Source organism: Pseudomonas sp. P129 (assembly GCF_020312195.1).
Lineage (GTDB): Bacteria > Pseudomonadota > Gammaproteobacteria > Pseudomonadales > Pseudomonadaceae > Aquipseudomonas > Aquipseudomonas fragariae.
The window spans coordinates 1-22,998 of record NZ_JAGPYS010000011.1 but is presented as its reverse complement, the minus strand read 5'-3'; the positions used below and the strand labels follow the sequence as shown (position 1 = coordinate 22,998).

Sequence of the window (22,998 nt, the reverse complement as noted above, 5' to 3'; positions counted from 1 at the left end):
ACCCCCATGCTCAAGCGTACCCTGGCGCTCGCCGCCGGCCTTGCCCTGTCCTTCTCCGCCCTGACCAGCCACGCTGCCGAGACCCTGCGCGTCTCGGCCATTCCCGACGAAGCGCCCACCGAACTGCTGCGCAAGTTCAAGCCGCTGGGGGCTTATCTGGAGCAACGGCTGGGCATGAAGGTCGAGTTCGTTCCGGTCGCGGATTATCCGGCAGTGGTCGAAGCGCTGGCCACTGACCGGCTCGACATGGCCTGGCTGGGCGGTTTCACCTTCGTTCAGGTCAACCTCAAGACCGGCAATGCAGTCCCACTGGTACAGCGTGAGCAGGACGCCAGGTTCACCAGCAAATTCATCACCTCCGATCCGAACGTGAAAACCCTGGCGGACCTCAAGGGCAAGACGTTTGCCTTTGGCTCGGTGTCGTCGACATCCGGCAGCCTGATGCCGCGCTACTTCATGCTCAAGGAAAACATCAAGCCGGAAACGTTCTTCAGCCGCGTCGCCTATTCCGGCGCGCATGACGCAACCGCCGCATGGGTTCAGGCGGGCAAGGTCGATGCAGGCGTGCTCAATGCCAGCGTGTGGGACAAGCTGGTCGCCAGCGGCAAGGTCGACACCAACAAGGTTCATGTCTTCCAGACCACACCGGCTTATTTCGACTACAACTGGACCGTACGCGGCAGCCTCGACCCGGCACTGGCAGCGAAGATCAAACAGGCTTTCCTCGACCTCGACCCGGCCAACCCGGAGCAGAAGGCGATCCTCGATCTTCAGGCCGCCAGCCGCTTCATCGAAACCAAGCCAGAGAACTACAAAGGCATCGAAGAAGCCGCACGCGCTGCCGACCTGCTGAAATGACCCTGCGTCTGTCCGCCATCGAGCTGCGCCACAGCGACGGCACACTGGCGTTGCGCGGCCTGGACCTGAGCATCGCTCGTGGCGAACGGGTAGCGATCATCGGGCCGTCCGGTGCGGGCAAGACCACGCTGCTCAACCTGCTGGCCAGCGCTCTGCCGCCCAGTGCCGGGCAACTGCAGGTGCTGGGGACTGATCCCTGGCAGCTCTCCAGCACACGACGCCAGCGCCTGCGCAGCCGCATTGCGCTGATTCATCAGGCACCGCCGTTGCCGGCGCGCCAGCGAGTGGTGACTGCGGTGTCGGCGGGCAGGCTTGGTCAGTGGGGGCTGGGCAAAAGCCTGCTGAACCTGCTGCATCCACTCGACATCAGCGGCGCCCGCGAGGTGCTGGCGCGTCTGGACCTGGCGGACAAATTGTTCGAGCGTTGCCAGCAGTTGTCCGGCGGACAGCTGCAACGTGTCGGCATTGCCCGCGCCTTGTATCAGCAACCCGAACTGCTGCTGGCCGACGAGCCGGTTTCGGCGATGGACCCGCGCCTCGCCGATCACACCCTGGCGCTGCTGGGTCAGCACGCCATCGAGCACAACGTGACGCTGGTCGCCAGCCTGCATGCGGTGGAACTGGCGCTGGCGCATTTTCCGCGAATCATCGGGGTGCGCGACGGGCGCATTCACTTCGACCTCGCCGCCAGCGAGGTCGGCCGGGAGCATCTCGACACGCTGTATGCCAATGAACAACTCAGCCCTCAGCCGGTTTCGGATGCGGCTGAAACACGCTGGACGCCGCGATGCTGAGTCGGGATCAGCGCGACCCGGCGGCAACGCCGCGCCTGTTGCTGACGTTGCTGGCGGTCGCCCTGCTCTGGCCGGGCATTCGTCTGGCCGAACTGAATCCGCTGGTACTGCTGCAAGCCGATAATGCGCGGACGATGGGCAGCTTTCTCGCCGGGTTCTGGCCGGTGGCGCACTCTGCGGAATTCCTCGGGCTGCTGCTGGATGCGACGCTGCAAACCCTGGCGATCGCCACAGCCGGCATAGCCCTTGCGCTGCTGCTGGCCGTTCCGGCAAGCCTGCTCGCCAGCCAAGCATTGTCGCTGTCGGCCGCCTCACGCGGCGGCCGCCCCGGCTGGCCCGGCCAGTGCCTGCGCTGGCCGGCACGCGGGGTGTTGATCTTTCTGCGCAGCGTGCCGGAAATCATTTGGGCGCTGTTGTTCGTGCGCGCGGTCGGCCTGGGCCCGACGGCGGGCGTGCTGGCCATCGCCATCACCTATGCAGGCATGCTCGGCAAGGTGTACGCGGAGATTTTCGAATCGGTGGACCAACGCCCGGCCCACGCGCTGCTCCAGGCAGGCAGCGGTCGCCTGGCCGCACTGGCTTACGGCATCCTGCCCAACGCGGCAGCCGAACTGACCTCCTACACCGTGTACCGCTGGGAGTGCGCCGTGCGCGCTTCGGTGGTCATGGGCTTCGTCGGCGCAGGCGGACTGGGTCAGCAGATCGACCTGTCGATGCGCATGTTCGCCGGTGACGAAGTGGCGAGCATGCTGCTGACCTTCCTGCTGCTGGTGCTGCTCGCCGACCAGCTCAGCCGTTTGCTGCGCAGGCAGTTCACATGAAGCGCGCAGGCAATCTGCTGCTGGTGCTGGCGCTGATCGCAGCAGTGATCGCATCGTTTGTGTACCTCGGCCTCGACCTGTTCACCCTGGGCAGCCACGACAACCTGACGCAGATGGGCCGTTACGCGTTGCGCTTCATGAGCCCTGACCTGAGCGACCCTCATCTGCAGGCAATCGGCCAGGGCGCCCTGGAAACCCTGGCCATGTCTGCACTCGGCACCTTGCTGGCCGCCATTGCAGGTTTGCTCCTGGCCCTGCCCGCAGCCGGACGCTTCGGCTGGTTCCTGCGCAGCCTGAGTCGCCTGCTGCTCAATGCGCTGCGCGCCATTCCGGAACTGGTGTGGGCCGTGTTGATGGTGCTGGCCGCCGGGCTCGGCCCCAATGCCGGCACGCTGGCACTGGCGCTGCACACCACGGGCGTTCTGGGCCGTCTGTTTGCCGAGGCGCTGGAAAATACCGCGCCGCAACCCGCTGCAGCGATTCGTCTGCAGGGCGGCAGCGCCTGGCAGGCGTTCAGCTACGGCACCCTGCCCAACCTCTGGCCACAACTGCTGGCGTATACGCTGTATCGCTGGGAGAACAACATTCGCATGGCCAGCGTACTGGGTTTTGTCGGCGCGGGCGGTCTGGGGCAGATGCTGTATGTCAGCCTCAGCCTGTTTCAGGAAGCGCAGGCCAGCACCGTGATTCTGGCGATGCTGATACTGGTGTTCGCCGTCGACGCCTTGAGCGGCTGGAGCAGGCAGCGCTGGGTGCGTAACTGAGCAGACCTCAGAACGCAAAACGCCACGACCCTGAAGCTTAGGGCCGTGGCGTGACTGGCAGCGTGACTCAATAGCCGAGCGACAACCCAGTGTTGCGACGCGGGTCGTTGGCGCCGTAGAAGCGGTTGTTACCGACCGGTTTGCCACCCAGCGAAGGCGCGCCCACCAGAATCGCCGCCACATGATTGAGCGGCTGCGGACCTGCGAACTTTTGACCCCAGCTCTGGAGAATCTTCAGCGTGTCAGGGCTGACCGCGAAGGTATCGATGTTGGTTTCCTCAGGCTGCCATTGCTGGTGGAAACGCGGCGCGTCCACCGCTTCCTGAATGTTCATGCCGTAGTCGATGACATTGAGCATGGTCAGCAGCGTGGCGGTAATGATGCGGCTGCCGCCCGGCGTGCCGACGACCATCACTGCCTTGCCGTCCTTGGTGACAATGGTCGGGCTCATCGACGACAGCGGCGTCTTGCCCGGTGCGATGGCGTTGGCTTCGCCCTGCACCAGTCCGTACATGTTGGGCACGCCGACCTTGACGGTGAAATCATCCATTTCGTCGTTGAGAATCACGCCAGTCTTGCTGGCCATGACGCCCGCGCCGAACCAGTTGTTCAGGGTGTAGGTCACCGAAACCGCATTGCCCCATTTGTCGACAATCGAATAGTGGGTGGTGTTGCTGCCTTCATGGGGCGCGACGCCGGGTTTGATCTTGTTCGAGTCACCGGCCTTTTGCGGATCGATGGCAGCGCGCAGCTTGGCGGCATACTTGACGTCCAGCAGGTGCTCGACCGGATTCTTGACGAAGTCCGGGTCGCCCAGGTAGCTGTTGCGGTCTGCGTAGGCGTGACGCATGGCCTCGATCTGATAATGCATGCCCTGCGCCGAGCGGAAGCCCAGCTCTTTCATCGGGTAGCCTTCGAGGATGTTCAGAATCTGGCAGATGACCACACCACCGGAGCTCGGAGGCGGTGCCGAGACCACGTGGTAGCCACGGTAGTCACATTCGACCGGAGCCAGCTCGCGGGTCTTGTAATGGTCGAGGTCAGCCTGGGTGATGATGCCCTTGCCGGCCTGGCTGGAATCGACCAGTGCCTTGGCAACCCAGCCCTTGTAGAAACCGTCGCTGCCCTTCTCGGACACTTCCTTGAGGGTCTTGGCCAGGTCTTTCTGCACCAGCTTCTGACCGACCTGCATCGGCTCGCCCTTGTCGAGGAAGATCGACCCGGAATCGGCCATGTCCGCCTTGAACACATCCGTGGCGCTCGACAGCATGTCGACATCGCCCTGCCCCAGCACAAAACCGTCCTCGGCGAGCTTGATTGCCGGCGCGATAACTTCTTCACGCTTGCGGGTGCCGTACTTGCTGAGGGCCATTTCCATACCGGACACGGTGCCAGGCACGCCGACGGCCAGATGGCCCTTGGCACTCAGATCAGGGATGACCTTGCCGTCCTTGTCCAGGTACATGTTCGCAGTCGCGGCCAACGGCGCCTTTTCACGGAAGTCGAGGAAGGTCTTGCGCCCGTCGGCCAGCTGAATGGTCATGAACCCGCCGCCGCCGAGGTTGCCGGCAGCGGGATAGACCACCGCCAGCGCGTAGCCAACCGCTACGGCCGCATCGACCGCATTACCACCAGCCTTGAGTACATCGACACCCACGTGGGTAGCCAGGTGCTGAGCCGTGACGACCATGCCGTTTTCGGCTGCGACCGGGGCTTGTGACGCGGCGAATGTGGGGGAATACGCGACAATCAATGCCGTCGCGATCAACGATCTGGCGAGGGGTTCGAACTTCATGGTCGATCTCTTCTTTTTCTGGGTCAGGGACGTTTGATGTGAAGCGCCAGCCTCTAGACGAGGGATGCGGCACTTCTCGTCGAAGCGTACCGAGCATCCCGGCGCGGGTCTGACGAAGTCCAAAGTATCCGGTTCTGCCACGTTTTCCTACTGTAAAAACCGGATACACATTAACGCCCCGCTTATCCCCGACACGTGCGACACCTACGCTTTCGGGCGATACCCCTCAATGATCGCCGAGAAATCCTTGCCGCCATCGCCACGCAGGCTCATCGCCTGGTACAGCTGTTGCGCCACTGCGCCGAGGATGACCGGTTGATGCGCCGAGCGCGCGGCCTCGGTTGCCAGACCCAGGTCCTTGAGCATCAGTTCGGCGCCAAAGCCGCCGCTGTAACCGCGTGACGCGGGCGCGCTTTCGACGATGCCGGGCCACGGGTTATAGGCCTCGGAACTCCAGCAACGACCGGTCGAGGTATTGATGATGCCGGCCAGCACTTCGGTGTCGATACCCAGCGCATTGCCCAAGGCCATGGACTCGGCCACGCCGATCATGGAAATCGCCAGCAGCATGTTGTTGCAGATCTTGGCGATCTGGCCGGTGCCCACGTCACCACAATGCACGATGTTGCGGCCCATCTGTTCCAGCACTGGTTTGAGCACAGCGAAATGACCGGCAGAGCCTCCGACCATGAAGGTCAACGTACCGGCCTGCGCCCCACCGGTGCCGCCCGACACCGGCGCATCGCCCAACACCACGCCTTGCTGCGCAGCGACGGCGGCGATGTCGCGGATGGTCTGCGGATCGATGGTGCTGCAATCAACCGCCGGAACACCGGGTGAGATGCCTTTCAGAACGCCATCGTCATTGAGGTACACGCTGCGCACATGCGCCGCCGCGGGCAGCATGGTGATGACCAGTTCAGTGCCTTGGGCCGCCTGTGCGGGTGAGTCGCTGACCTGTGCGCCCAGCTCGGCGAACTCGGCCAGTACGCTCTTGTTGAGGTCGAACACCTGCAAGGCGTGACCGGCTCTGATCAGGTTGCGGGCCATGGGCGCGCCCATATTGCCCAGACCGATAAATGCGATGTTCATTATTGTTCTCCCGGGCGAATTGACCGCCAGCGCTCAGCGCAGATTGATCGTGGTGTTCACGCCATCGTTGACGCTGTCGTCATCGAACCAGCGGCTGGTGACGGTCTTGGTCTGAGTGTAGAACTGCACCACCTGTTTGCCGTACGGGCCCAGATCGCCCAGTTTGGAACCCCGCGAGCCGGTAAAACTGAAAAACGGCACCGGCACGGGAATTGGAATATTGATCCCGACCTGCCCGACATCGATCTCGCTTTGGAACTTGCGCGCCGCCGCGCCGCTCTGGGTGAACAGCCCGGTGCCGTTGCCGAACGGGTTGGCGTTGACCAGCGCGATAGCCTCATCGAGGGTATCGACTTCCAGCACCACCAGCACCGGCCCGAAAATTTCCTGAGTGTAGATCTGCATGTCGGTGGTGACGCCCGAGAACAAGGTCGGCCCCACGAAGTTGCCGCCCTCGTAACCCGGCACCGAAACCTCCCGACCATCCAGTTCCAGCGTCGCGCCTTCACGCACACCGCTCTCGATCAGGTCCAGAATGCGTTGTTTGGCCCGTCGTGAAATCACCGGCCCGATGTCGGTGCCCGGTTCCTGGCCGGCATTGACCTTGAGAGTCTGCGCCCGCACCTTGAGGTCGGGCAGCCACTGTTTCGACGCGCCGACCAGCACCACCACAGAGGTCGCCATGCACCGCTGACCCGCCGCACCAAAACCTGCGCCCACCAGCGCGTTCAGCGTTTGCTCACGGTTGGCATCAGGTAGCACAACGGCATGATTCTTCGCGCCCATCATTGCCTGCACCCGCTTGCCATGCCGACCGGCCAGATCGTAGACATGCGTGCCGACCGCCGTCGAACCGACGAAGGAAACAGCCTTGATGTCCTGGTGCGTGCAGATCGCGTCCACCACCTCCTTGCCACCATGCACCACATTGAGCACACCGGGCGGCACCCCCGCCTCGATCGCCAGCTCGACCAGCAACAGGGTCGACAGCGGATCCTGCTCGGAAGGCTTGAGCACGAATGTATTGCCGCAGGCGATCGCCATCGGAAACATCCACAGCGGAATCATCGCCGGGAAGTTGAACGGCGTGATCCCGGCGCACACACCGATCGGCTGGCGCAGCGTGTAGGTGTCGACGCCGCTGGCGACGTTCTCGGCAAACTCGCCCATTTGCAGCGTGCCTATCGAACAGGCGTGCTCGACCACTTCCAGGCCCCGAAAGATATCGCCCTCGGCATCGGCCAGCGTCTTGCCCTGCTCGGCACTGAGTACCGCCGCAATACGTTTGGAGTGCTCGCGGATCAGCGCCTGCAACTTGAGCATGATGCGCATACGCACACCGATGGGTGTTTCCCGCCAGGTTCGATAGGCCGCGTGCGCGGCTGCGACGGCGGCGTCCACTTCACTGGCCGTGGCGAATGGCACCTGGGCGAGGATTTCCTGAGTGGCCGGGTTGACGATGTCTTGCCATTCGCTGCTTTGCGAGTCGATCCACTCGCCGTTGATCAGCAGTTTCACGCGAGCAATCGAGGTCGTCGTGGGGTTCAGTGAGGCATTCATTTCAGCGATTCTCCCTTCAGCAAACCACGCATCCACAGCCTGTGCAGAAGGATGATCGTGGCCTCCCGGCAGTCTTGTTTTTGAATTGGTCAGGGGGCGTGCTTTGGAGTATAGATGTGCAAACTTCTAACAAGAACGCAGATAAAAGCAGGGTCAACATGCAAAAAAACATCACCTCCCTGGGGCTGTTGAACTGGGATGACCTGAAGTTTTTCCTCGAGGTGGCACGCACCCGAAAAGTCAGCAGCGCGGCCCGCCGCCTGGGCGTCGACTACACCACCGTATCGCGGCGCATCAACTCGCTGGAAACCTCGCTGGGCACGCTGCTGTTCGAGAAATCGCGCAACAATGGCTTCATCATGACCGCCGAAGGTCAGCGCCTGCTGGGCTATGCAGAATCCATCGAAAGCACACTGCACATGGCCTGCGAGCAGGTTTCCGGGTCCAGCGTCGCGTTATCCGGGCACGTCCGCATGGGCTGCACCGAAGGCTTCGGCAGCTTCTTCATCACCCCGCAACTGAGCCACTTTCTCGACAGCTACCCGAGCATTTCGCTGGACATCCTGCCGCTGCCGCACTTCATAAGCCTGTCGAAACGCGAGGCGGATATCGTCATCGCCCTGGAGCGCCCCGAACACGGTCCTTACGTGTGTTGCAAGCTCTGCGATTACAGCTTGGGCCTGTACGCGACCCAGGCCTACCTCGACAACCACTCGCCCATCGAACACAAGGCAGACCTGAGCGAGCACGTTTTCATCAGCTACGTCGACGACTTGGCGTTCAGCTCCGAGCTGCTGTACATGAGCAACCTGCTGCCCAACGCCCAGGCACAACTGCGCAGCACCAGCGTCATCGCCCAATACACCGCCGCCCTGCAGGGCCGCGCACTGGCCATCCTGCCATGCTTCCTCGCCGCCCAAGACCCACGCCTACTGCCGGTGCTGAGGGAGGAAGTGAACATCACTCGTCAATTCTGGATGTACTGCCGGGAGGACCTGCGCAAGTTGAAGCGGATCACGTTGCTGTGGGATTACATTCGGGAGGTGACGGAGTTGAATAAGGGGTTTTTGTTGGGGGAAAACCGCGCTATTCGCTTCCTTGAGTGACAGATTTTCAAGGGATCAGGTGGCCGTATCGTAGCGAGGTAGACAGGCGTTGGCCGACGGTTTGTGACAGTTGTTGGTACAGGACTTGTGACAGGAAATGGTTAACAACTCTCGCTTGAAACCCAGTTTCCCCACGCTCCATGTCTCACGCCACCTCTCTGTACACAGCCTCTTTCATTATATTTCCAGCAGAAAACAAAGCCCCCGATAAAGGAGGCTATTATTTTTGGCGGCGAGACTTGAATACGCTAAAGACATGCCCGCATGAATACCTCAAAAGCGATAAGGCTGAAGCTCTGCAAGCTGGGAAAGCAGTATTAAATGCTCCACTGCTTTTAGTTTCTCAATATGATCAAGGGATGCCGATCCGCCAAGCATTAATGCTGGAACAAAACCATACATTTCATCATGGCGTAGCGTACCAAGCTGTCTTCTTGCCGGTTTGAACAAATCTTCCAGATCGTTAGAGTCCACATTTCTGGACAACAAAAAACCTTGTAGCTCTCTGTTCATTTCTTCGGTTGTAATTTCAAAGTCATGGATCACGCATCGAGAGAAGACACTGGTTATCTTCAGCGAAAATCCCGTTTTTTCGCCCCATAGATAAAGATCGCCGAACGCCCCACGTGCAATCAGATGATAATTGTCGCGCTTTTCAAATTTAGTTCCCTCAAGCCAAGAAGCTACTACTCCTTCATATTCTTGCGGGTTTACTATCCAAAAAATCCCGTCACCGTATCCGCACCAGCCGTGCTCAGTCCAGTATTCCAGAAGCTGACTAGGCAGTTTGCCCCTATAGCGCTCAATACTTGATGCTGGCACTTCTTGGCGATCGACAGGGCCACCAAACTTCTCTAAGAACCTAGCAAATACCTTATCCACGAATATCTCCTTTAGTCAACACTTATGTAATTTAACATTGAGGAAAGTTGAATCTCGCATAGTTTCTGGCACTTTTTCAGCAGCCGCTTTGAGGTTTTGGATTTTTGGTCTCCACTGAGGGCCAATGCTGGAGTTAACTTGTCTGTCTCCGAAATCCGCGATGATGTCCTTCCCGCCAGCTGTTAGGTCAGGATTGTGAAGACCTGCGAGACTTGCCATCGTTTCCCTGGCCTTTTTAATTGCAGCTTCCTCCGCGTCTAGAGGGCTCATCTCTTTTTGAAATTCCCTCTGAAACCGTTCTTGTAAAGTATCTTTTAAGTCCGTACGGGCTTTCTTTGCCGCCATAGCATCGCGTTTAACGGGGTTAGCTATATTTTTTAAGTATTCCTCAACCGTCAGCCGATTCAGCCCGTCCTCCTGTCCCTTCAACTGTCGCTCGAACTCTCCAACTTTGGAGGCCGGCATCTTGTCTGCCTTGAAGCATTCTACCTCATGGCGCGGCATAGTATTTGGCTTGCCCTTGGGCGGTTCTTTGTCTTTTGCAGATGGGCTGTTCGGTGGTGGTTCTTGCGGCCCAAGTGCGCCTCTGCGAGGTTCTGCCGTTTGTAGGTCAGGGTGTTTTTTCAATGCGTCTTCATGCTTTAGCATCCATTGGCCAAGCTTTGCACCTCGCTCGCTTCCTCGCATCTCAGTTGCGAGTACACTTAGGTTTCCACGACCTCGCGTCAGATAAGCAACGATGGCGCTTAGCAAGAGAATCACTACGGCCTCATGGGAGCGTGCAATATCCCACGCACCTTGTTGTGCTGACATGGTGTCGTCGGAAAAGGAGCTTAACGGATTACCGGTTCGCTCCCTAGGGCCGTTCCAAGCGGTAGAAACCCCACGAATATAGCCAGTAGCTATAGGCTTAAGGCCTTCCGTAAAGAATTCAGCAATCGAGGCCAGCCCCAGTACTCCAAGAATCCACGTTCCCGCTTGCACTCCAATCAGTGCTCCTGCCGTTGCGCCTGGGAAGGCGCCGACGCCCCCAGCAAGTAATCCGACTCCTCCACCTATTGTGGCGCCGGTTAAAGCGCTGCCGATAATGATCATCGCCATGTCGACCACTGTGCTGATCATTTCGTCGATGATGCTTCGAATATCAAGGTCAGAAAAGCGTTTGAGGATGCTGTTGGTGGCCTCTTTTTCGCCTAAATCACATGCTTGACGGACACACCTGACTCGGCGATAGATCAGATCGATACTAAGTATATTTATGGAGCTTGGTGGGCTGAGAGGATTCATGCCCCTTTCGCGTACCCCGAGGTCGCCCTTACGAAATAGGCGTTCTGCATAAGCCTCGATATCGAGCCAACTGGGTATCTTTGTCCATAAAGACATTCATCGCTCCTGCGTTTGGGAAAGAATCGAGGAAGCTAAACATTGAGCCATGCTATGTCAAAAGTGATTTCAAGCTGAGCACGGAGCTTATGCTAGTTCGCTCCCATTGAGGTGACCCCGACTTTTCGATCAGATTCTCAAGGTCCTTCACAAAACTAAGATTTCCCCTACATACCGCCTTTTGCGCCTCCGGTAGCCTGCCACGCGTCAACTAAACGCTGGTTGTCTACGGATCAAAGACGCAAGGACGGCATGCAATGATTTCTTCAGCCCGATTGGGCGACAAGCACGCCTGCCCATTACCGGGTCACGGTACAACGCCTATCGCTTCTGCATCCGGTGACGTCAACATCAACGGCATGGGCGCGGCACGTGTGGGGGATACCTGCGGGTGTGGCGCGGTCATCACTGCAGGCTTTCCTTCCATTCTGGTGAATGGCCGTCCCATGGCCCACTTGGGAAGCCCCACCAGTCACGGCGGGACAATCATCACCGGCTCAAGCAATGTTGGTGGCGGCTTCGTCATGGGTGACGCTGGTGGCGCGACCATTATCAATTTCATGGCGCTGGGGGCCTTCCGGCCAGACGGCTCCGTGGACGACGAGAAGATGGCGACCTTGCTGGCTGACCCGAAGCTCACGGAGAAAGCCTTGGCGGCGAATGCTTTGGTAGGCCCTGAAGCAGCCGGTAAGAAGTCAGATGCGCAGCCTGAGTCAAAAGCGGAACCTGTTGTTTGCAAACACCCTGACAGGATGGAAGAGCTGGCGACTTATATTGCTGGAGAGATGAACGCCAACATCAACAGCCCAGAAGTGCTACAGATACAAGAACTGAACAGCTTTGATCCTGATGAGGAAACACGTAAATACGCTGCACTGCCATTTTACCTGCGACTCGGCCAAGGGCCGGATTTTTACACTATGGCACTGGTGAAAAAGACCAAAGCGTTTGCCATTTGGACTGAGCGTGTCGGCCAAGACAGGCCATGGGACCACAAGCCAATATTGGCGAAACTCTTCGGTGGGATATGGCAAAAGCAAGGAGAGTACGAATATTTCTATGATATCTGGTCAAACGTTCATTACGGTTACGTTGGCGTGGCAGGTAGGTTTTCTGAAAGTGTGTTACTGGACGGTGCGGGTATTGAGCAGATTGGGTCAGACACTTGGCGTCTCATAAAAGACCCTAAGAGATTTGATGGCCCGCGAAGGACTGAGGGCGTTGAGGGTATGCGTGCATGGGATGACACCCCCGATAGGGTTTCGATCATGATAGGGATGAATCTGTACAAGGAATATCCAAACGGCGGCCTTACCGGAAAGATCGTTATGTACAAAGTGTTGGCCGTACCTATAAGCGACTGGGCGACAGGGGTCCAACCGCATGTCTGCAAGTGAGAAAAATTTCTACCTAGCGCGATGGATTATAGGCTTTGCTTGCCTCCTGATCGCTGGATGGTATTTAGCACTGCCAAGGGTCGTCATTTATTACTCAGCCGATGGCTCAAAAGGATTTCATTACGTACTCAATACGCAGCATTCAATCTTACGACGGGACTTGCTGCCCGGCGAGACAACCGGTGACACCGGTCATATTTTGCCCGACGAGGATTTCTTTATGATGTTCGATTGGTGGGCTGATAAGACCCCGCCACGGTGCATCGACATCACACCAAAACGGTGGAGCATGTTGGATATTTATCTTGATGGGAGCGGTAAGATTGACATCGCCAAGACAGCCCCTGACGTCACTGCTCGTCTGAAACAGTGTCCGGGGCGACCAGACCCCTTCCGGCCCTGAGGCGTGCTACCCGCGCCACGTCAAACTCGGCACAGCCAATGAGTAAACACAGAAAACACTCCCGGCATCTAAAGAAGAGCTGACCCATACCCAGACTCAAGTAACGGTCTCCCTGAGAAAGCTCAAGGCATCCTTGAAAATATGATGCCATCTGTCAGACGGCTCACTCATCAGCGGATGCCAGAAGAATCTGAAATCGTGTCCTCCATCATCCTCTGCAAAATGCACCCAGCTATCGGGAAGGTCTTGAGCCACCTGACATTCATGAAATGCCCAGATATGTCCCGTTATGGTGGAGTGCCACTCACCCAGGTTTCGCTTTGCTGTCGCTTGAATCCCGGCCTCCTCCATTAACTCCCGCACAGCAGCCGCGCAAGTTGACTCGCCTGGTTCCACACTGCCCTTCACCAATTGCAGGCCCGCCAACGGATGCTCGAATGCCAGAATCTCCAGCACTCCCCGGTCTCGCAGAACCACAGCACACGCTTTATCCGCCGTCATGCAGTTACACCCTGGCCTTTTCAATTGACCCTTGAACCCGGTTGAAGCGCATAGGGATTATGGCGCTCGACTTCGTACCTGCAATGCACGGTAACGAATCGCCAGACAGCACGGACATGATCAAAGCCCCAGCATCAACCCACTCAGGCGTTTGACCTTGCGGCGCAGGGCTTCTTCGAAGATGCCCTGGCGCGGTTCGATGAGGCTGAACCAGTGCTTGGCGCGGGTGATGCCGGTGTAGATGAGCTCCTTGGTCAGTACCGGGTTGAGCGCTTCGGGCAGGATCAGGGCGGTGTGGGCGAATTCCGAGCCCTGGGATTTGTGTACGGTCATGGCGTACACGGTTTCGACCTCGTTGAGGCGGCTGGGCAGGACGAAGCGTACGCCTTCGCTGCCGTCGTTGCGGGGGAAGGCGACGCGCAATACCTGTTTGCCCTCGCCGTCGCGCTCGGGCAGGCGCAAGGTGATGCCGATGTCGCCGTTCATCAGGCCGAGGCCGTAGTCGTTGTGGGTCATCAGCACCGGGCGACCTTCGTACCATTGCTGTTCGCTTTCGATCAGCTTCGCGCTGAACAGCGCGTGCGTGATGCGCTGGTTCAAGCCTTCCACGCCCCACGGGCCTTTGCGCACGGCACACAGCAGTTGAAAGGCATCGAAGGCGCTGAGTACCGAGCGCGCCCAGCGGGTCCAGCACGCGTCGTCCAGTGCCGAATCATCGGCGGGACGCTCGGCGGCGAGTACGTTCAGGTAATGCCGGTAACCCTGCGGACCTTGCTCGCCCCTGCCAAGACCGTCGAGCACCAGGCGTTCGAACTTGAGGTCCTGCTCGCCCTTGAGAGCCAAGGCGAACAGGTCGTCATGACTGCCCGCCGACAGCAGCGCGCGGGCCTGTTGGTCCTGTTGCTGGTTGACCAGCCGGGCCAACTGGCCGATCCCACTGCCTTGGCCGAAGCGACGTGAGTGGCGCAGCATCACCACTTGCTGGGCCAACGGATGCTGCTGTGCATCGCCCTGGCGCAAACCGCCCTTGCCGAGGTCTTCGCCGCTGACGGCTTCCAGCCAGGCCTGGGTGTCGGGGCTGTAGAAACCTTCTTCGGCGTCGCGGCACAAATCCCCGAGTACCGCCCCCGCCTCAACGGATGCCAGCTGGTCCTTGTCACCCAGCAGAACCATGCGTGCATGCGCAGGCAGTGCGTCGAGCAGGTTAGCCATCATTTCCAGGTCGATCATGGAGGCTTCATCAACCACCAGCACGTCGAGCGGCAGTAAATTGCCCGCATGGTGGCGGAAATGCCGGGTACCGGGGCGACTGCCCAGCAGGCGGTGGACGGTGGTCACCTCGCTGGGGATTTTCTGGCGTACGTCGTCACTCACATCCAGGCTCTTCACCTGTTGGCTGATGGACTCGGTCAGACGTGCCGCCGCCTTGCCGGTGGGTGCCGCGAGACGGATGCGCAGCGGCTGGCCACTCTGTACCGCCGGGGCCTGCAACAAGGCCAGCAGGCGCACCACCGTGGTGGTTTTGCCGGTGCCGGGGCCGCCGGTGATGATGCTGAAGCCCTTGCGGGTCGCCAGTGCGCAGGCAAGTTTCTGCCAGTCAATGACGGCTTGTGGCGAGGGATCGGCCGGGCCGAACAACGCGTCGAGCTGCTGCGGCAGCCCCTCCGGCGGCGTCTCACGCTGGGCCAGGCGCTGACGCAAGGCGGCAGCGATACGCCGTTCGTAAGTCCAGTAGCGACGCAGGTACAGACGTCGTTCGGCAAGCACCAGCGGTTTTTGTCGCGCTTCGGCACTTGAATCGCCCACCTCTGCGACCAGCATGCTGTCTGCCAGCGCCTGGCACCAGGCGGCGCCATCCAGTGCTGCCAGCAGTTGTGAAGGCAGCAGCATCGGCGCGCTCTGCTGATCGCCTTCGGGTGGCAGTGACAGGGCGAAGTCCGGTTCTTTGAGGGTCTCGTACAGATCAAGGCAGACGTGACCGTGGCCGAGCTGATGGCTGGTAAGCGCCGCAGCCACCAGCACCAACGGATCGGCCTGCGGATCGAGGTCACTGAGGAACGCGACGAACGCCTTGTCCAGAGCACGCAACCAGCCGCGCTCGACCCAACGTTCGAGCAGGATCAGCAGATCGCTGACACGCGTCAGCGGGCTCAACTCAGCGAGGCTGATGTCGTCCAGCGCGGTAGGCAACAGATCATCGAACGAGCGGCTCATGCCAATGCTCCCGGCAGGTCATGCGCTATCGGTTTGCCCTGAAACAGCAGGTCCAGACTCTCGATCAGCTCACGTGGCGGACGGGCGAAATACGCGCCCTGAGAGGCTGAGCGACTACCGCGCAGGAACAGGTACAGCGCGCCGCCCATGTGCTGGTCGTAATCGTAGTCGGCCATCCGCGTCTTGAGCTGGCGGTGCAGAGCCAGCAGGTACAGGACGTATTGCAGGTCGTAGCGGTTGTCGAGAATGGCGGTTTCCATGGCCAGCGGGGTGTACGCACTGTCGTCGCTGCCCAGCCAGTTGGACTTGTAGTCCGCCACGTAATACCGGCCTTCGTGTTCGAACGTCAGGTCGATAAAGCCCTTGAACATGCCGTTGAGCGAGACCGTCTCGGTCGCAGCACGCGGCGCGTTGTCGTGGGTGAAGCGGCGCACGAGGGCGTCCATTTGCGCGACGTTGACGTTATTGCTGGCGAACCAGAATTCCATTTCCACACGGTACTGATTGGGCTGATCCAGCTCGCCCAAGGCCACCGGTGCGGCATCAGGCGACAGGCGCAGCGGCATGTTCAGCAGGTGCTGCAGCCAATCGCTCAGGGTATTGATCCAGCCCGCCCAACCGCGCCGATTACAGCGACGGGCGACGGCGTCCTGCAGTTTGTCCGGCGCGTGCGCGGTATTTGCAAAACCTTCGTTGCCAGCCCATTCGAGCAGCCCGTGCAGAAAGGTGCCGGGATTGGGGCCACGCGGAAAACGATGGATATCGCCGCCGCTGGTCAGGATGTCGCGCGGGGCTTCGGGGTCCAGACGCTCGTCGTCGAACAGTTTCTGTGCCTGCGGGCTGTCAGGCGATTCATCGGCACCGGCCGTCACCGTGTCGCCGATACGCAGGGCACTGTAGGACGCGATCCACCAGTTCTCGGCAGCGCGGCGTTTGGGCACCAGCAGCTTGACCAGCGCCGCTGCGTTGCGCGGCGCACTGAAGCGCTCGTCGGTGGGCTCCGGAACAGGCTGCAAGGCAATTGCGCCACACCCCTGGGCCAGATCACGCAACCAGATGTTCAACTCCGCCGACTCGGCCAGCGCTGCGCCACCGCCCAGCAGGTAACCCAGTGCGGAACGGTGCAGCATGGAGGTGTTGGCATTGCCGCGCTTGAGGTCGGCGACGCCCAGCCAGCAGGCATGTTCCGATCGGGTCAGTGCGACGTAGAGCAAACGCAGGTCTTCGGCCAGACGTTCGTCATCAGCTTGCTGAATCAGCGCCTCGGTAGGCTGCAGGCTGATCTGCGACTTGCCGTCGGCGTCATGAAACTGCAGCGGCAAGCGACTGCCGTCCACCGGTTTCGACGAGCAAATGAACGGCAGGAACACCAGCGGATACTGCAAGCCCTTGGACTTGTGAATAGTAACCACCTTGACCAGTTGCTCGTCGCTTTCCAGGCGCAGGATCTGCTCTTCCCCGGCCTGACCGGAGAGTGCCAAGTGGTCGCCCAGATGACGGATCAGCGCCTGTTCGCCATCCAGTTCGGCGGCGGCCTGCTGCAGCAGCTCAGACAGGTGCAGCAGGTTGGTGAGTACTCGCTCGCCGTCGCTGCGGGTCATCAAGGTCTGTGGCAGGGCAAAGTCGTGCAGCAGACGACGCAGCATCGGCAGCACGCCCTGGCTGCGCCATATGGCGCGATAGCCACGAAACTGCATGACGCGCCGCTCCCATGCCAGCTCGTCCTGATTCAGGCGTTCCAGCTCGGCCAGCGGCAGGTCCAGCGTGATACACGCCAGCGCGGCACGCAGCGTGCGCTCGGAGTCCGGCTCGGCACAGGCCTTGAGCCAGGACAGCAGGTCGTGGGCTTCCTGAGCAGCGAACACCGAATCCTTGTCGGACAGGTACACGCTGCGCACACCCCGCGCGGTCAGTTGCTGACGCACCGCCTGCGCTTCCTTGCCGTCGCGGACCAGAATCGCAATGTCGGCCGGACGCAGCCCGCGCAGTGTGCTGTCGGGCGTGACGAAACCGGCACTACCCTGCTGACCGGCATTGAGCAGACGCACGATCTCGCTCGCGCAACTGGCTGCCAACTGTTGACGATAAACCACGCCGGATACCGGCTGGTCGCTCTGCAGGTGCCAGACCGTCAGCGCCGTCAGGGGTGCACCGTCGACGTGCAGCGTCTCTTTGCGGCCTTGGGCCAGCGCATCGGAGAACGGCACCTGATTGCCGTGCTCGTCACGAAACAGGAACGCACCGCGACCTTGCTCACGTTGCTCTGCCAGCGTGAACACACGGTTGACCGACTCGACCATCGCATGACTGGAGCGGTAGTTGGTGTCCAGCGTATGCCAACGGCCATCGGTAGCCTGCCGGGCACGCAGGTAGGTGTAGATATCGGCGCCGCGAAAGGCATAGATCGCCTGTTTCGGGTCACCGATCAGGAACAGCCCGGTCTGCTCATCGTTGGCCTCGAGACGATAGATGCTGTCGAAGATCCGGTACTGGACCGGGTCGGTGTCCTGGAATTCGTCGATCAACGCCACCGGAAACTGCTCGCGAATCAGGGTGGCCAGACGCTCGCCGCCAGCGGCATGCAGGGCCGCGTCGAGCCTGAGCAGCATGTCATCAAAGCCCATCTCGGCGCGGCGACGCTTCTCTTCTTCAAAGCGGACACTGACCCACTGCGCCGCATGCTGCAACACGGCAGCGTCCGGTTTGGGCAAGCCATCGAGCGCCGCCTTCAGCTGTGCCATGGCCTCGAAGGCCGGGTGCGCAGGTGGATCGCCCTTCCAGGCTTCGGCAATGCCGTCGGGGGTCAGACGAGTGAAACCGGTGCCCAGATCCAGCGCTTCCTGTGTGTCGTCAGCGGCCCAGGCGGCGAGCTTTTCGAACCAGGGCTTGAAATAGCGCTCCTGCATTTTGCGGCCATCGACTGCCTTGCGAGCGACTGCGTCCTGACACAGCGCATACAACTCGTCGGACCAAACGGCCCACGGCGCTTTCAGCGCGGCAAGCGCTGCCCGGCGCTCTTGCAATGACGCCGCGATCAGTTCGGCCGGTTCCTGGGTGAGTGGGCTGCGATCGCGTCCGAACAGACCTCGCACACGCGGCAGCAACGCCGCGGGGCCGCTGAGGTTTTCCCGCACCCAGGTCAACGCGTCGCCGCTCATGGGGTAGCAGAAGCGCCGCCAGTAATCGCGCAGGACTTCGCCGAGCAAATCGCTGTGATCGGCTTCCAGCGTCTGGGTGAACAGGCTGCCGCTGTCGAATGCGTGCTCGCGCAACATGCGCTGGCACCAACTGTGGATGGTCGAGACCGCGGCCTCGTCCATCCACTGCGCGGCGATGTCCAGACGGCTGGCACAGGCAGGCCATAGCGACGCTTCAAACTGTTCACGCAGCTCGGCAATCAGGCCATCGGGGGAAGGGATCTCGTCACGAAAGAAGCGTGCAGCCTCCGCCAGCCGGGTACGAATTCTGTCACGCAGTTCCTTGGTCGCGGCGTCGGTAAAGGTCACCACAAGGATCTGCGGCGGCAGCAGTTCACGACCAAAGCCGCACTGCTCGGTACCGTGGCCGAGCACCAGACGCAAGTACAAGGCGGAGATGGTGAAGGTCTTGCCGGTCCCGGCGCTGGCCTCGATCAACTGGCTGCCGCGCAGTGGGAAGCGCAGCGCCAGAGGAAGGGATTGCTCACTCATGCGCCGCCCTCCCCGCCGGACAACGACTGCCAGGGCGCGTCGTAAATCGGTTTGTAGAGCGTCTCGCACCAGCCTGCAAATTCTTCACTGTCGATCAGTGCGTCAAAGTCCGGGAACTGCCGAGCCAGTGCCGTGCTTTCGCGACGCTCGCCATCGCTGGTCTGTCCGTCACCTTCGTAGGCTTTGCGGGCAGCCGCTTCGGCTTTGTCGGCAGGCTGGCCCAACCAGGCGAAGGCGGTTTTGACCGCGACCGGAAGGGGTTCCTGCATGCCGTGCAGCCAGGCCGTCAGCAAGTGATTGAGCGTGGTGACGGCACTCGCCTTGTCCAGCGGCTCCAGCATCAGGGTTTCATCACTGGCGACCAGTGCCGTGCTCAACGGCAGGTCGCAGGCGCACGCCACCAGGTGATTGACCCACGGCCGAATCAGCCGGTGCCACTTGCGGGTCTTTTTCGAGCCGATGCTGTTGGGAATGGCGGTGACCAGCAATAGCTCGCCGCGGGCGTTACGGTGCAGCCCGCCCAGCCAGCCGTCGATGCTCACACCCGCATGGCTGAAGCCGATCGGTAAAGCGCTGCTCAGGGTCTCGGGCCAGAGGGTCAACAGATCGTGGTAGCGCCTGAGTACGTCAGGCAGCGGCTCGATCAGCTCGCTCTGCATCAAGGTGCCGAAGCCCGCGAGCGGCAGCAGTCCACTGGCTTGCAGTTTCAGCGCCTGGGTTTTCAGGGCGGCATCCATATCGTCAGGGGAAACCATCGCTGCGCTGAGCAGGCTTTCACTGAGGCCGTAACGCTCAAGGGCATCGAGCACGAACGGTTCCTCATCGGCGAGCGGCGCTTCAGCCACCTCGAAATAGATCTTCAGGCGCTGACTAAAAAAGTGCTTTACCGGGTTTCTCAGGAAATCCTGTAACTGCGCAATGGACAGCGGTTCTTCTTGTTCATGAGCAGGCAGCGCTTGAGGCACAGCCACCTGAAGGTCGGTTTCATGCAGCAGGCGCCACTCGCGGGCGAAGCTGAAATAACCTGTGCCGGCGTGGAAGTAATTGGCGCTGAAGGGTTGCAACGGGTGATTCACAGTCAGGGCTTTCAGCAAGCGCTGATCATCGTGTTTACCGTCCGGATCGGTCTCGCCGGCCAGCTTCCAGCCACTGGCGAGGTGATCGCGCAGCTGACCGATGAGCACCGAAGCTGGACGCTCACTGTTGTCACGAATGCTGTGGCCAACCCAACTGACATACAACTGGTCCCTGGCCGAGAGCAAGGCTTCCAGCAACAGGTAACGATCGTCTTCACGCCGGGAACGGTCGCCGGGGCGGTAATCGCTGCCCATCAGGTCGAAATCCAGCGGCGGTTGCGCACGCGGGTAATCGCCGTCGTTCATGCCTAACAGGCAGACCACTTTGAACGGGATGGCGCGCATGGGCATCAGCGTGCAGAAGTTGACCGAGCCCGCCAGAAAACGCTGGGACAGGCGCCCTTGATCGAGCCCGGCCAGCCACGCTTCACGCACAACGGTCAACGGCAGCTCATCAGTCAACCTTACCGTTGCACAGGTTTCCAGCCAGTTCTCGCGCAGTGTTTCCAGTTGGGCAAGCAGGTAGTCGTCATGCTCGCTGTCGGCGAGGAAGAACAACTGCAGCAGCGATTGCAGACGGGCACCCCATGCTTCCGGAGTGGTGGGTGTCGACAGCTCTGTGTGGGCGACCTGGAGAGCATCAATCAACGCGACCAGCGGACCGATCAACGCCGCATCAAGCCCGCCGATCTCATCGTAAGGTTCGATACCGTCGTAAGCCGCGCCGGCACCCACGGCGTAACCCAGCAACATGCGACGCAGGCCGAAATGCCAGCTGTTCTGCTCAAGGGCATCCGGCAGCCCCAGACCGGCACGCTGTTGAGCATTGAGGCCCCAACGAATGCCTGCGCCTTCTATCCAGCGATGCAGCGTTGGCAGGTCACGCTCCTGAATCCTGAAGCGTGCGCGCAAAGCCGGAACGTCCAGCAGGTCGAGAATCTCGCTGACCGGGAAACGGCTGTCCGGGAGTTTGAGCAGGTGCTCGACAGCAATCAGCAACGGCTCGCGGCCGCGCTGGCCCTGGTCAGCCAGCGTAAAGGGGATGAAGCGACGATCTTCGCGCTCGATCTGCCCGAATACCGCGCGTATGTGTGGGGCATAGCTGTCGATATCCGGGACCATGACAATCACGTCACGCGGGCGCAGGCCAGGGTCTTTGCTGAATCTCGCCAGTAGCTGGTCATGCAGCACCTCTACTTCGCGCTGCGCGCTGTGAGCCACATGGAAGCGGATCGAGCGGTCCTCAGAAGGATTGACTGCCGGCCACAGCTCACGGGTTTCATCCAGCGGACGCAGCTCGAGGATATCGTCCTGCAGCTGGTTCAGAAGGTTGGTGGGCTCTGACTCACTGAACAGGTCAATCCGCTCGTCCTTGAACGAGGAACGGTAGCTGCGTGGATCGTCGTGGCTGTCCAGCAGGTTGATGTAATCGCGTCCCTGCTTGCCCCAGGCCGCGAGCAACGGGTGGGCATGCTGATGCAGCGCTTGCGGGTCGAGGACCATCGGCATGCCGCTCTTGCGCGCCTGACGCTTGTACTGGTGACGCAACAGGTCCTTGTCGGCGACGATATCGGTCCAGTGGTGACGACACGGATTGTGCACACAGAGCAGAACCTGACTGAATCTGGCCAGCCCTGCCAACGCCTCGAGCGCTTGTGCCGGCAGTGACGAAATGCCGAAAACGATGACCCGTGCCGGCAAGCCCGGTGGCGCTTCGGTCATATTGCCGATGCGCTCGATGAAGCGCTGATGCACGCCTGCACGGCTCTGCGACATCCCTTCAGCCCCGACATCGTCCAGCAGCGCGCGCCACAGTTCGGCTTGCCAGCAATTGGCGGCTGACAATGGCCTGGACTGACCTCGTACGTCGCGCAATTGATGGCGGCCAGCGGCCCAGTCTTGCAGCCAGTCAGCGCGGTAAACCTGATATTGGTCGAACAGATCGGACAGGCGTTCGGACAATTGATAGCGCTTGCGCAGATCAGTGTCGTCGGTCAGGAAGCGCTGCAGCGGTTCGAAGTGCGGCTGATTGATCAGCGACGGCAGCAAGCGCATCAAGCGCCAGGTCAAAGGGGTCTTGTCGAGCAAGGACGTCTGGGGGATCTCGTCCGCACCCAGCACCATGCGATACAGCGTCCACATGAAACTGCCGGGCAACTGGACGTCTATGGCGGCAGCGATACCACAGCCACCGTTATCTTCATCCTGAGCATCTTCGGCCAAGGCCAGCTTCAGCCACTGTGCAATGCCGTTGCTCTGCACCAGAGCAATCTCGTTTTCCAGGGGCGCCAATGGATATCGCCGCATCCAGGACACAACCAGACTGCGCAGTTCATCCGGGCGGTTGCCTTGAACCACCATGAAGCCTGCACTCAGAGAGGTTGTAACGGACATGCTTGCTTCCTTGACGGGTGCGTGGAACCTGATGCCGAACCATAAGGGCAAGCGCGCCGGATTGCCATAAGCACGTGGGTCTGGATGACTGCCGGAGAGGTGGAGTTATGAGTTCAGGAGAAGACAGAGGTTTCTGGAACCCCAGACAAACAAAAACCCTCAACGCGTAAGCGAAGAGGGTTTCTGGAATTCAATCTTGACGATGACCTACTCTCACATGGGGAAACCCCACACTACCATCGGCGATACATCGTTTCACTACTGAGTTC

16 protein-coding genes are annotated in these 22,998 nt (G+C 60.4%); 7 read left to right on the top strand and 9 right to left on the bottom strand.

The genetic code is table 11. The features are described from left to right. Positions 1 to 6 precede the first annotated feature (6 nt). From KBY02_RS20965 to phnE, 4 genes are read left to right on the top strand one after another with little or no spacing between them, the layout of a single operon-like run. Positions 7 to 858, top strand: a complete 852-nt coding sequence (locus KBY02_RS20965; protein WP_032654650.1) for a putative selenate ABC transporter substrate-binding protein — start codon at positions 7 to 9, stop codon at positions 856 to 858. Then, positions 855 to 1,652 (top strand): phosphonate ABC transporter ATP-binding protein, encoded by a 798-nt coding sequence (locus tag KBY02_RS20960; protein ID WP_116800309.1) that lies wholly within the window; start codon positions 855 to 857, stop codon positions 1,650 to 1,652. Before KBY02_RS20965 ends, KBY02_RS20960 begins: the two co-directional genes overlap by 4 nt. Next, positions 1,646 to 2,473 (top strand): PhnE/PtxC family ABC transporter permease, encoded by an 828-nt coding sequence (locus KBY02_RS20955; protein ID WP_225650728.1) that lies wholly within the window; start codon positions 1,646 to 1,648, stop codon positions 2,471 to 2,473. Before KBY02_RS20960 ends, KBY02_RS20955 begins: the two co-directional genes overlap by 7 nt. After that, entirely contained in the window at positions 2,470 to 3,237 is a 768-nt protein-coding gene (gene phnE / locus KBY02_RS20950) for a phosphonate ABC transporter, permease protein PhnE (protein ID WP_011266574.1), read from the top strand. Before KBY02_RS20955 ends, phnE begins: the two co-directional genes overlap by 4 nt. Before the next feature lie 67 nt (positions 3,238 to 3,304). On the opposite strand, the gene ggt is transcribed toward phnE, so the two are convergent. From ggt to KBY02_RS20935, 3 genes are all read right to left on the bottom strand, one after another. Beyond that, complete coding sequence (gene ggt / locus KBY02_RS20945; RefSeq protein ID WP_011266573.1) at positions 3,305 to 5,032, bottom strand: gamma-glutamyltransferase; 1,728 nt, start codon at positions 5,030 to 5,032, stop codon at positions 3,305 to 3,307. A gap of 204 nt (positions 5,033 to 5,236) precedes the next feature. Beyond that, positions 5,237 to 6,124 carry a 3-hydroxyisobutyrate dehydrogenase gene (gene mmsB / locus KBY02_RS20940; RefSeq protein ID WP_003403556.1) on the bottom strand — a complete coding sequence of 296 codons (888 nt, stop codon included), beginning with the start codon at positions 6,122 to 6,124 and terminating at the stop codon, positions 5,237 to 5,239. A gap of 33 nt (positions 6,125 to 6,157) precedes the next feature. Next, the gene (locus KBY02_RS20935) at positions 6,158 to 7,684 is read right to left on the bottom strand and encodes a CoA-acylating methylmalonate-semialdehyde dehydrogenase (protein ID WP_225650727.1); all 1,527 of its coding nucleotides are present in this window, start codon (positions 7,682 to 7,684) and stop codon (positions 6,158 to 6,160) included. A 158-nt stretch (positions 7,685 to 7,842) separates the two neighbouring features. Between KBY02_RS20935 and KBY02_RS20930 the strand changes: the two genes are divergently transcribed. Further along, the gene (locus KBY02_RS20930) at positions 7,843 to 8,790 is read left to right on the top strand and encodes a LysR family transcriptional regulator (RefSeq protein ID WP_103714263.1); all 948 of its coding nucleotides are present in this window, start codon (positions 7,843 to 7,845) and stop codon (positions 8,788 to 8,790) included. Between the two features lie 273 nt (positions 8,791 to 9,063). Here the strand turns inward: KBY02_RS20930 and KBY02_RS20925 are convergent, their stop codons facing one another. Further along, entirely contained in the window at positions 9,064 to 9,672 is a 609-nt protein-coding gene (locus KBY02_RS20925) for a GAD-like domain-containing protein (RefSeq protein WP_011266570.1), read from the bottom strand. A 15-nt stretch (positions 9,673 to 9,687) separates the two neighbouring features. Next, positions 9,688 to 11,055, bottom strand: a complete 1,368-nt coding sequence (locus KBY02_RS20920; protein WP_011266569.1) for a DUF6861 domain-containing protein — start codon at positions 11,053 to 11,055, stop codon at positions 9,688 to 9,690. Between the two features lie 257 nt (positions 11,056 to 11,312). On the opposite strand from KBY02_RS20920, the gene KBY02_RS20915 reads away from it, so the two are divergent. Both KBY02_RS20915 and KBY02_RS20910 read left to right on the top strand, forming a co-directional pair. Next, positions 11,313 to 12,452 carry a polymorphic toxin type 44 domain-containing protein gene (locus tag KBY02_RS20915; RefSeq protein WP_096135981.1) on the top strand — a complete coding sequence of 380 codons (1,140 nt, stop codon included), beginning with the start codon at positions 11,313 to 11,315 and terminating at the stop codon, positions 12,450 to 12,452. Further along, positions 12,439 to 12,855 (top strand): hypothetical protein, encoded by a 417-nt coding sequence (locus KBY02_RS20910; RefSeq protein ID WP_011266567.1) that lies wholly within the window; start codon positions 12,439 to 12,441, stop codon positions 12,853 to 12,855. The genes KBY02_RS20915 and KBY02_RS20910 overlap by 14 nt, the downstream gene beginning before the upstream one ends. 96 nt (positions 12,856 to 12,951) lie before the next feature. Here KBY02_RS20910 and KBY02_RS20905 read toward each other — a convergent pair whose 3' ends face one another. The 4 genes from KBY02_RS20905 to recC form a co-directional block, all read right to left on the bottom strand. Continuing rightward, positions 12,952 to 13,356 (bottom strand): NUDIX hydrolase, encoded by a 405-nt coding sequence (locus KBY02_RS20905; RefSeq protein WP_003403563.1) that lies wholly within the window; start codon positions 13,354 to 13,356, stop codon positions 12,952 to 12,954. 120 nt (positions 13,357 to 13,476) lie between these two features. Continuing rightward, positions 13,477 to 15,570, bottom strand: a complete 2,094-nt coding sequence (gene recD / locus KBY02_RS20900; protein WP_096135982.1) for an exodeoxyribonuclease V subunit alpha — start codon at positions 15,568 to 15,570, stop codon at positions 13,477 to 13,479. Further along, positions 15,567 to 19,259 carry an exodeoxyribonuclease V subunit beta gene (gene recB, locus KBY02_RS20895; protein WP_096135983.1) on the bottom strand — a complete coding sequence of 1,231 codons (3,693 nt, stop codon included), beginning with the start codon at positions 19,257 to 19,259 and terminating at the stop codon, positions 15,567 to 15,569. Before recB ends, recD begins: the two co-directional genes overlap by 4 nt. Then, positions 19,256 to 22,729 (bottom strand): exodeoxyribonuclease V subunit gamma, encoded by a 3,474-nt coding sequence (gene recC, locus KBY02_RS20890; RefSeq protein WP_024641675.1) that lies wholly within the window; start codon positions 22,727 to 22,729, stop codon positions 19,256 to 19,258. Before recC ends, recB begins: the two co-directional genes overlap by 4 nt. Between the last annotated feature and the right edge of the window lie 269 nt (positions 22,730 to 22,998).

Coding starts and splice junctions, on each gene's coding strand:
- phnE (WP_011266574.1), top strand. CDS start 2,470: ATGAAGCGCGCAGGCAATCTGCTGCTGGTGCTGGCGCTGATCGCAGCA.
- recD (WP_096135982.1), bottom strand. CDS start 15,570: ATGAGCCGCTCGTTCGATGATCTGTTGCCTACCGCGCTGGACGACATC.
- KBY02_RS20960 (WP_116800309.1), top strand. CDS start 855: ATGACCCTGCGTCTGTCCGCCATCGAGCTGCGCCACAGCGACGGCACA.
- recB (WP_096135983.1), bottom strand. CDS start 19,259: ATGAGTGAGCAATCCCTTCCTCTGGCGCTGCGCTTCCCACTGCGCGGC.
- KBY02_RS20910 (WP_011266567.1), top strand. CDS start 12,439: ATGTCTGCAAGTGAGAAAAATTTCTACCTAGCGCGATGGATTATAGGC.
- KBY02_RS20965 (WP_032654650.1), top strand. CDS start 7: ATGCTCAAGCGTACCCTGGCGCTCGCCGCCGGCCTTGCCCTGTCCTTC.
- KBY02_RS20905 (WP_003403563.1), bottom strand. CDS start 13,356: ATGACGGCGGATAAAGCGTGTGCTGTGGTTCTGCGAGACCGGGGAGTG.
- KBY02_RS20930 (WP_103714263.1), top strand. CDS start 7,843: ATGCAAAAAAACATCACCTCCCTGGGGCTGTTGAACTGGGATGACCTG.
- recC (WP_024641675.1), bottom strand. CDS start 22,729: ATGTCCGTTACAACCTCTCTGAGTGCAGGCTTCATGGTGGTTCAAGGC.
- KBY02_RS20955 (WP_225650728.1), top strand. CDS start 1,646: ATGCTGAGTCGGGATCAGCGCGACCCGGCGGCAACGCCGCGCCTGTTG.
- mmsB (WP_003403556.1), bottom strand. CDS start 6,124: ATGAACATCGCATTTATCGGTCTGGGCAATATGGGCGCGCCCATGGCC.
- KBY02_RS20935 (WP_225650727.1), bottom strand. CDS start 7,684: ATGAATGCCTCACTGAACCCCACGACGACCTCGATTGCTCGCGTGAAA.
- KBY02_RS20915 (WP_096135981.1), top strand. CDS start 11,313: ATGATTTCTTCAGCCCGATTGGGCGACAAGCACGCCTGCCCATTACCG.
- ggt (WP_011266573.1), bottom strand. CDS start 5,032: ATGAAGTTCGAACCCCTCGCCAGATCGTTGATCGCGACGGCATTGATT.
- KBY02_RS20920 (WP_011266569.1), bottom strand. CDS start 11,055: ATGTCTTTATGGACAAAGATACCCAGTTGGCTCGATATCGAGGCTTAT.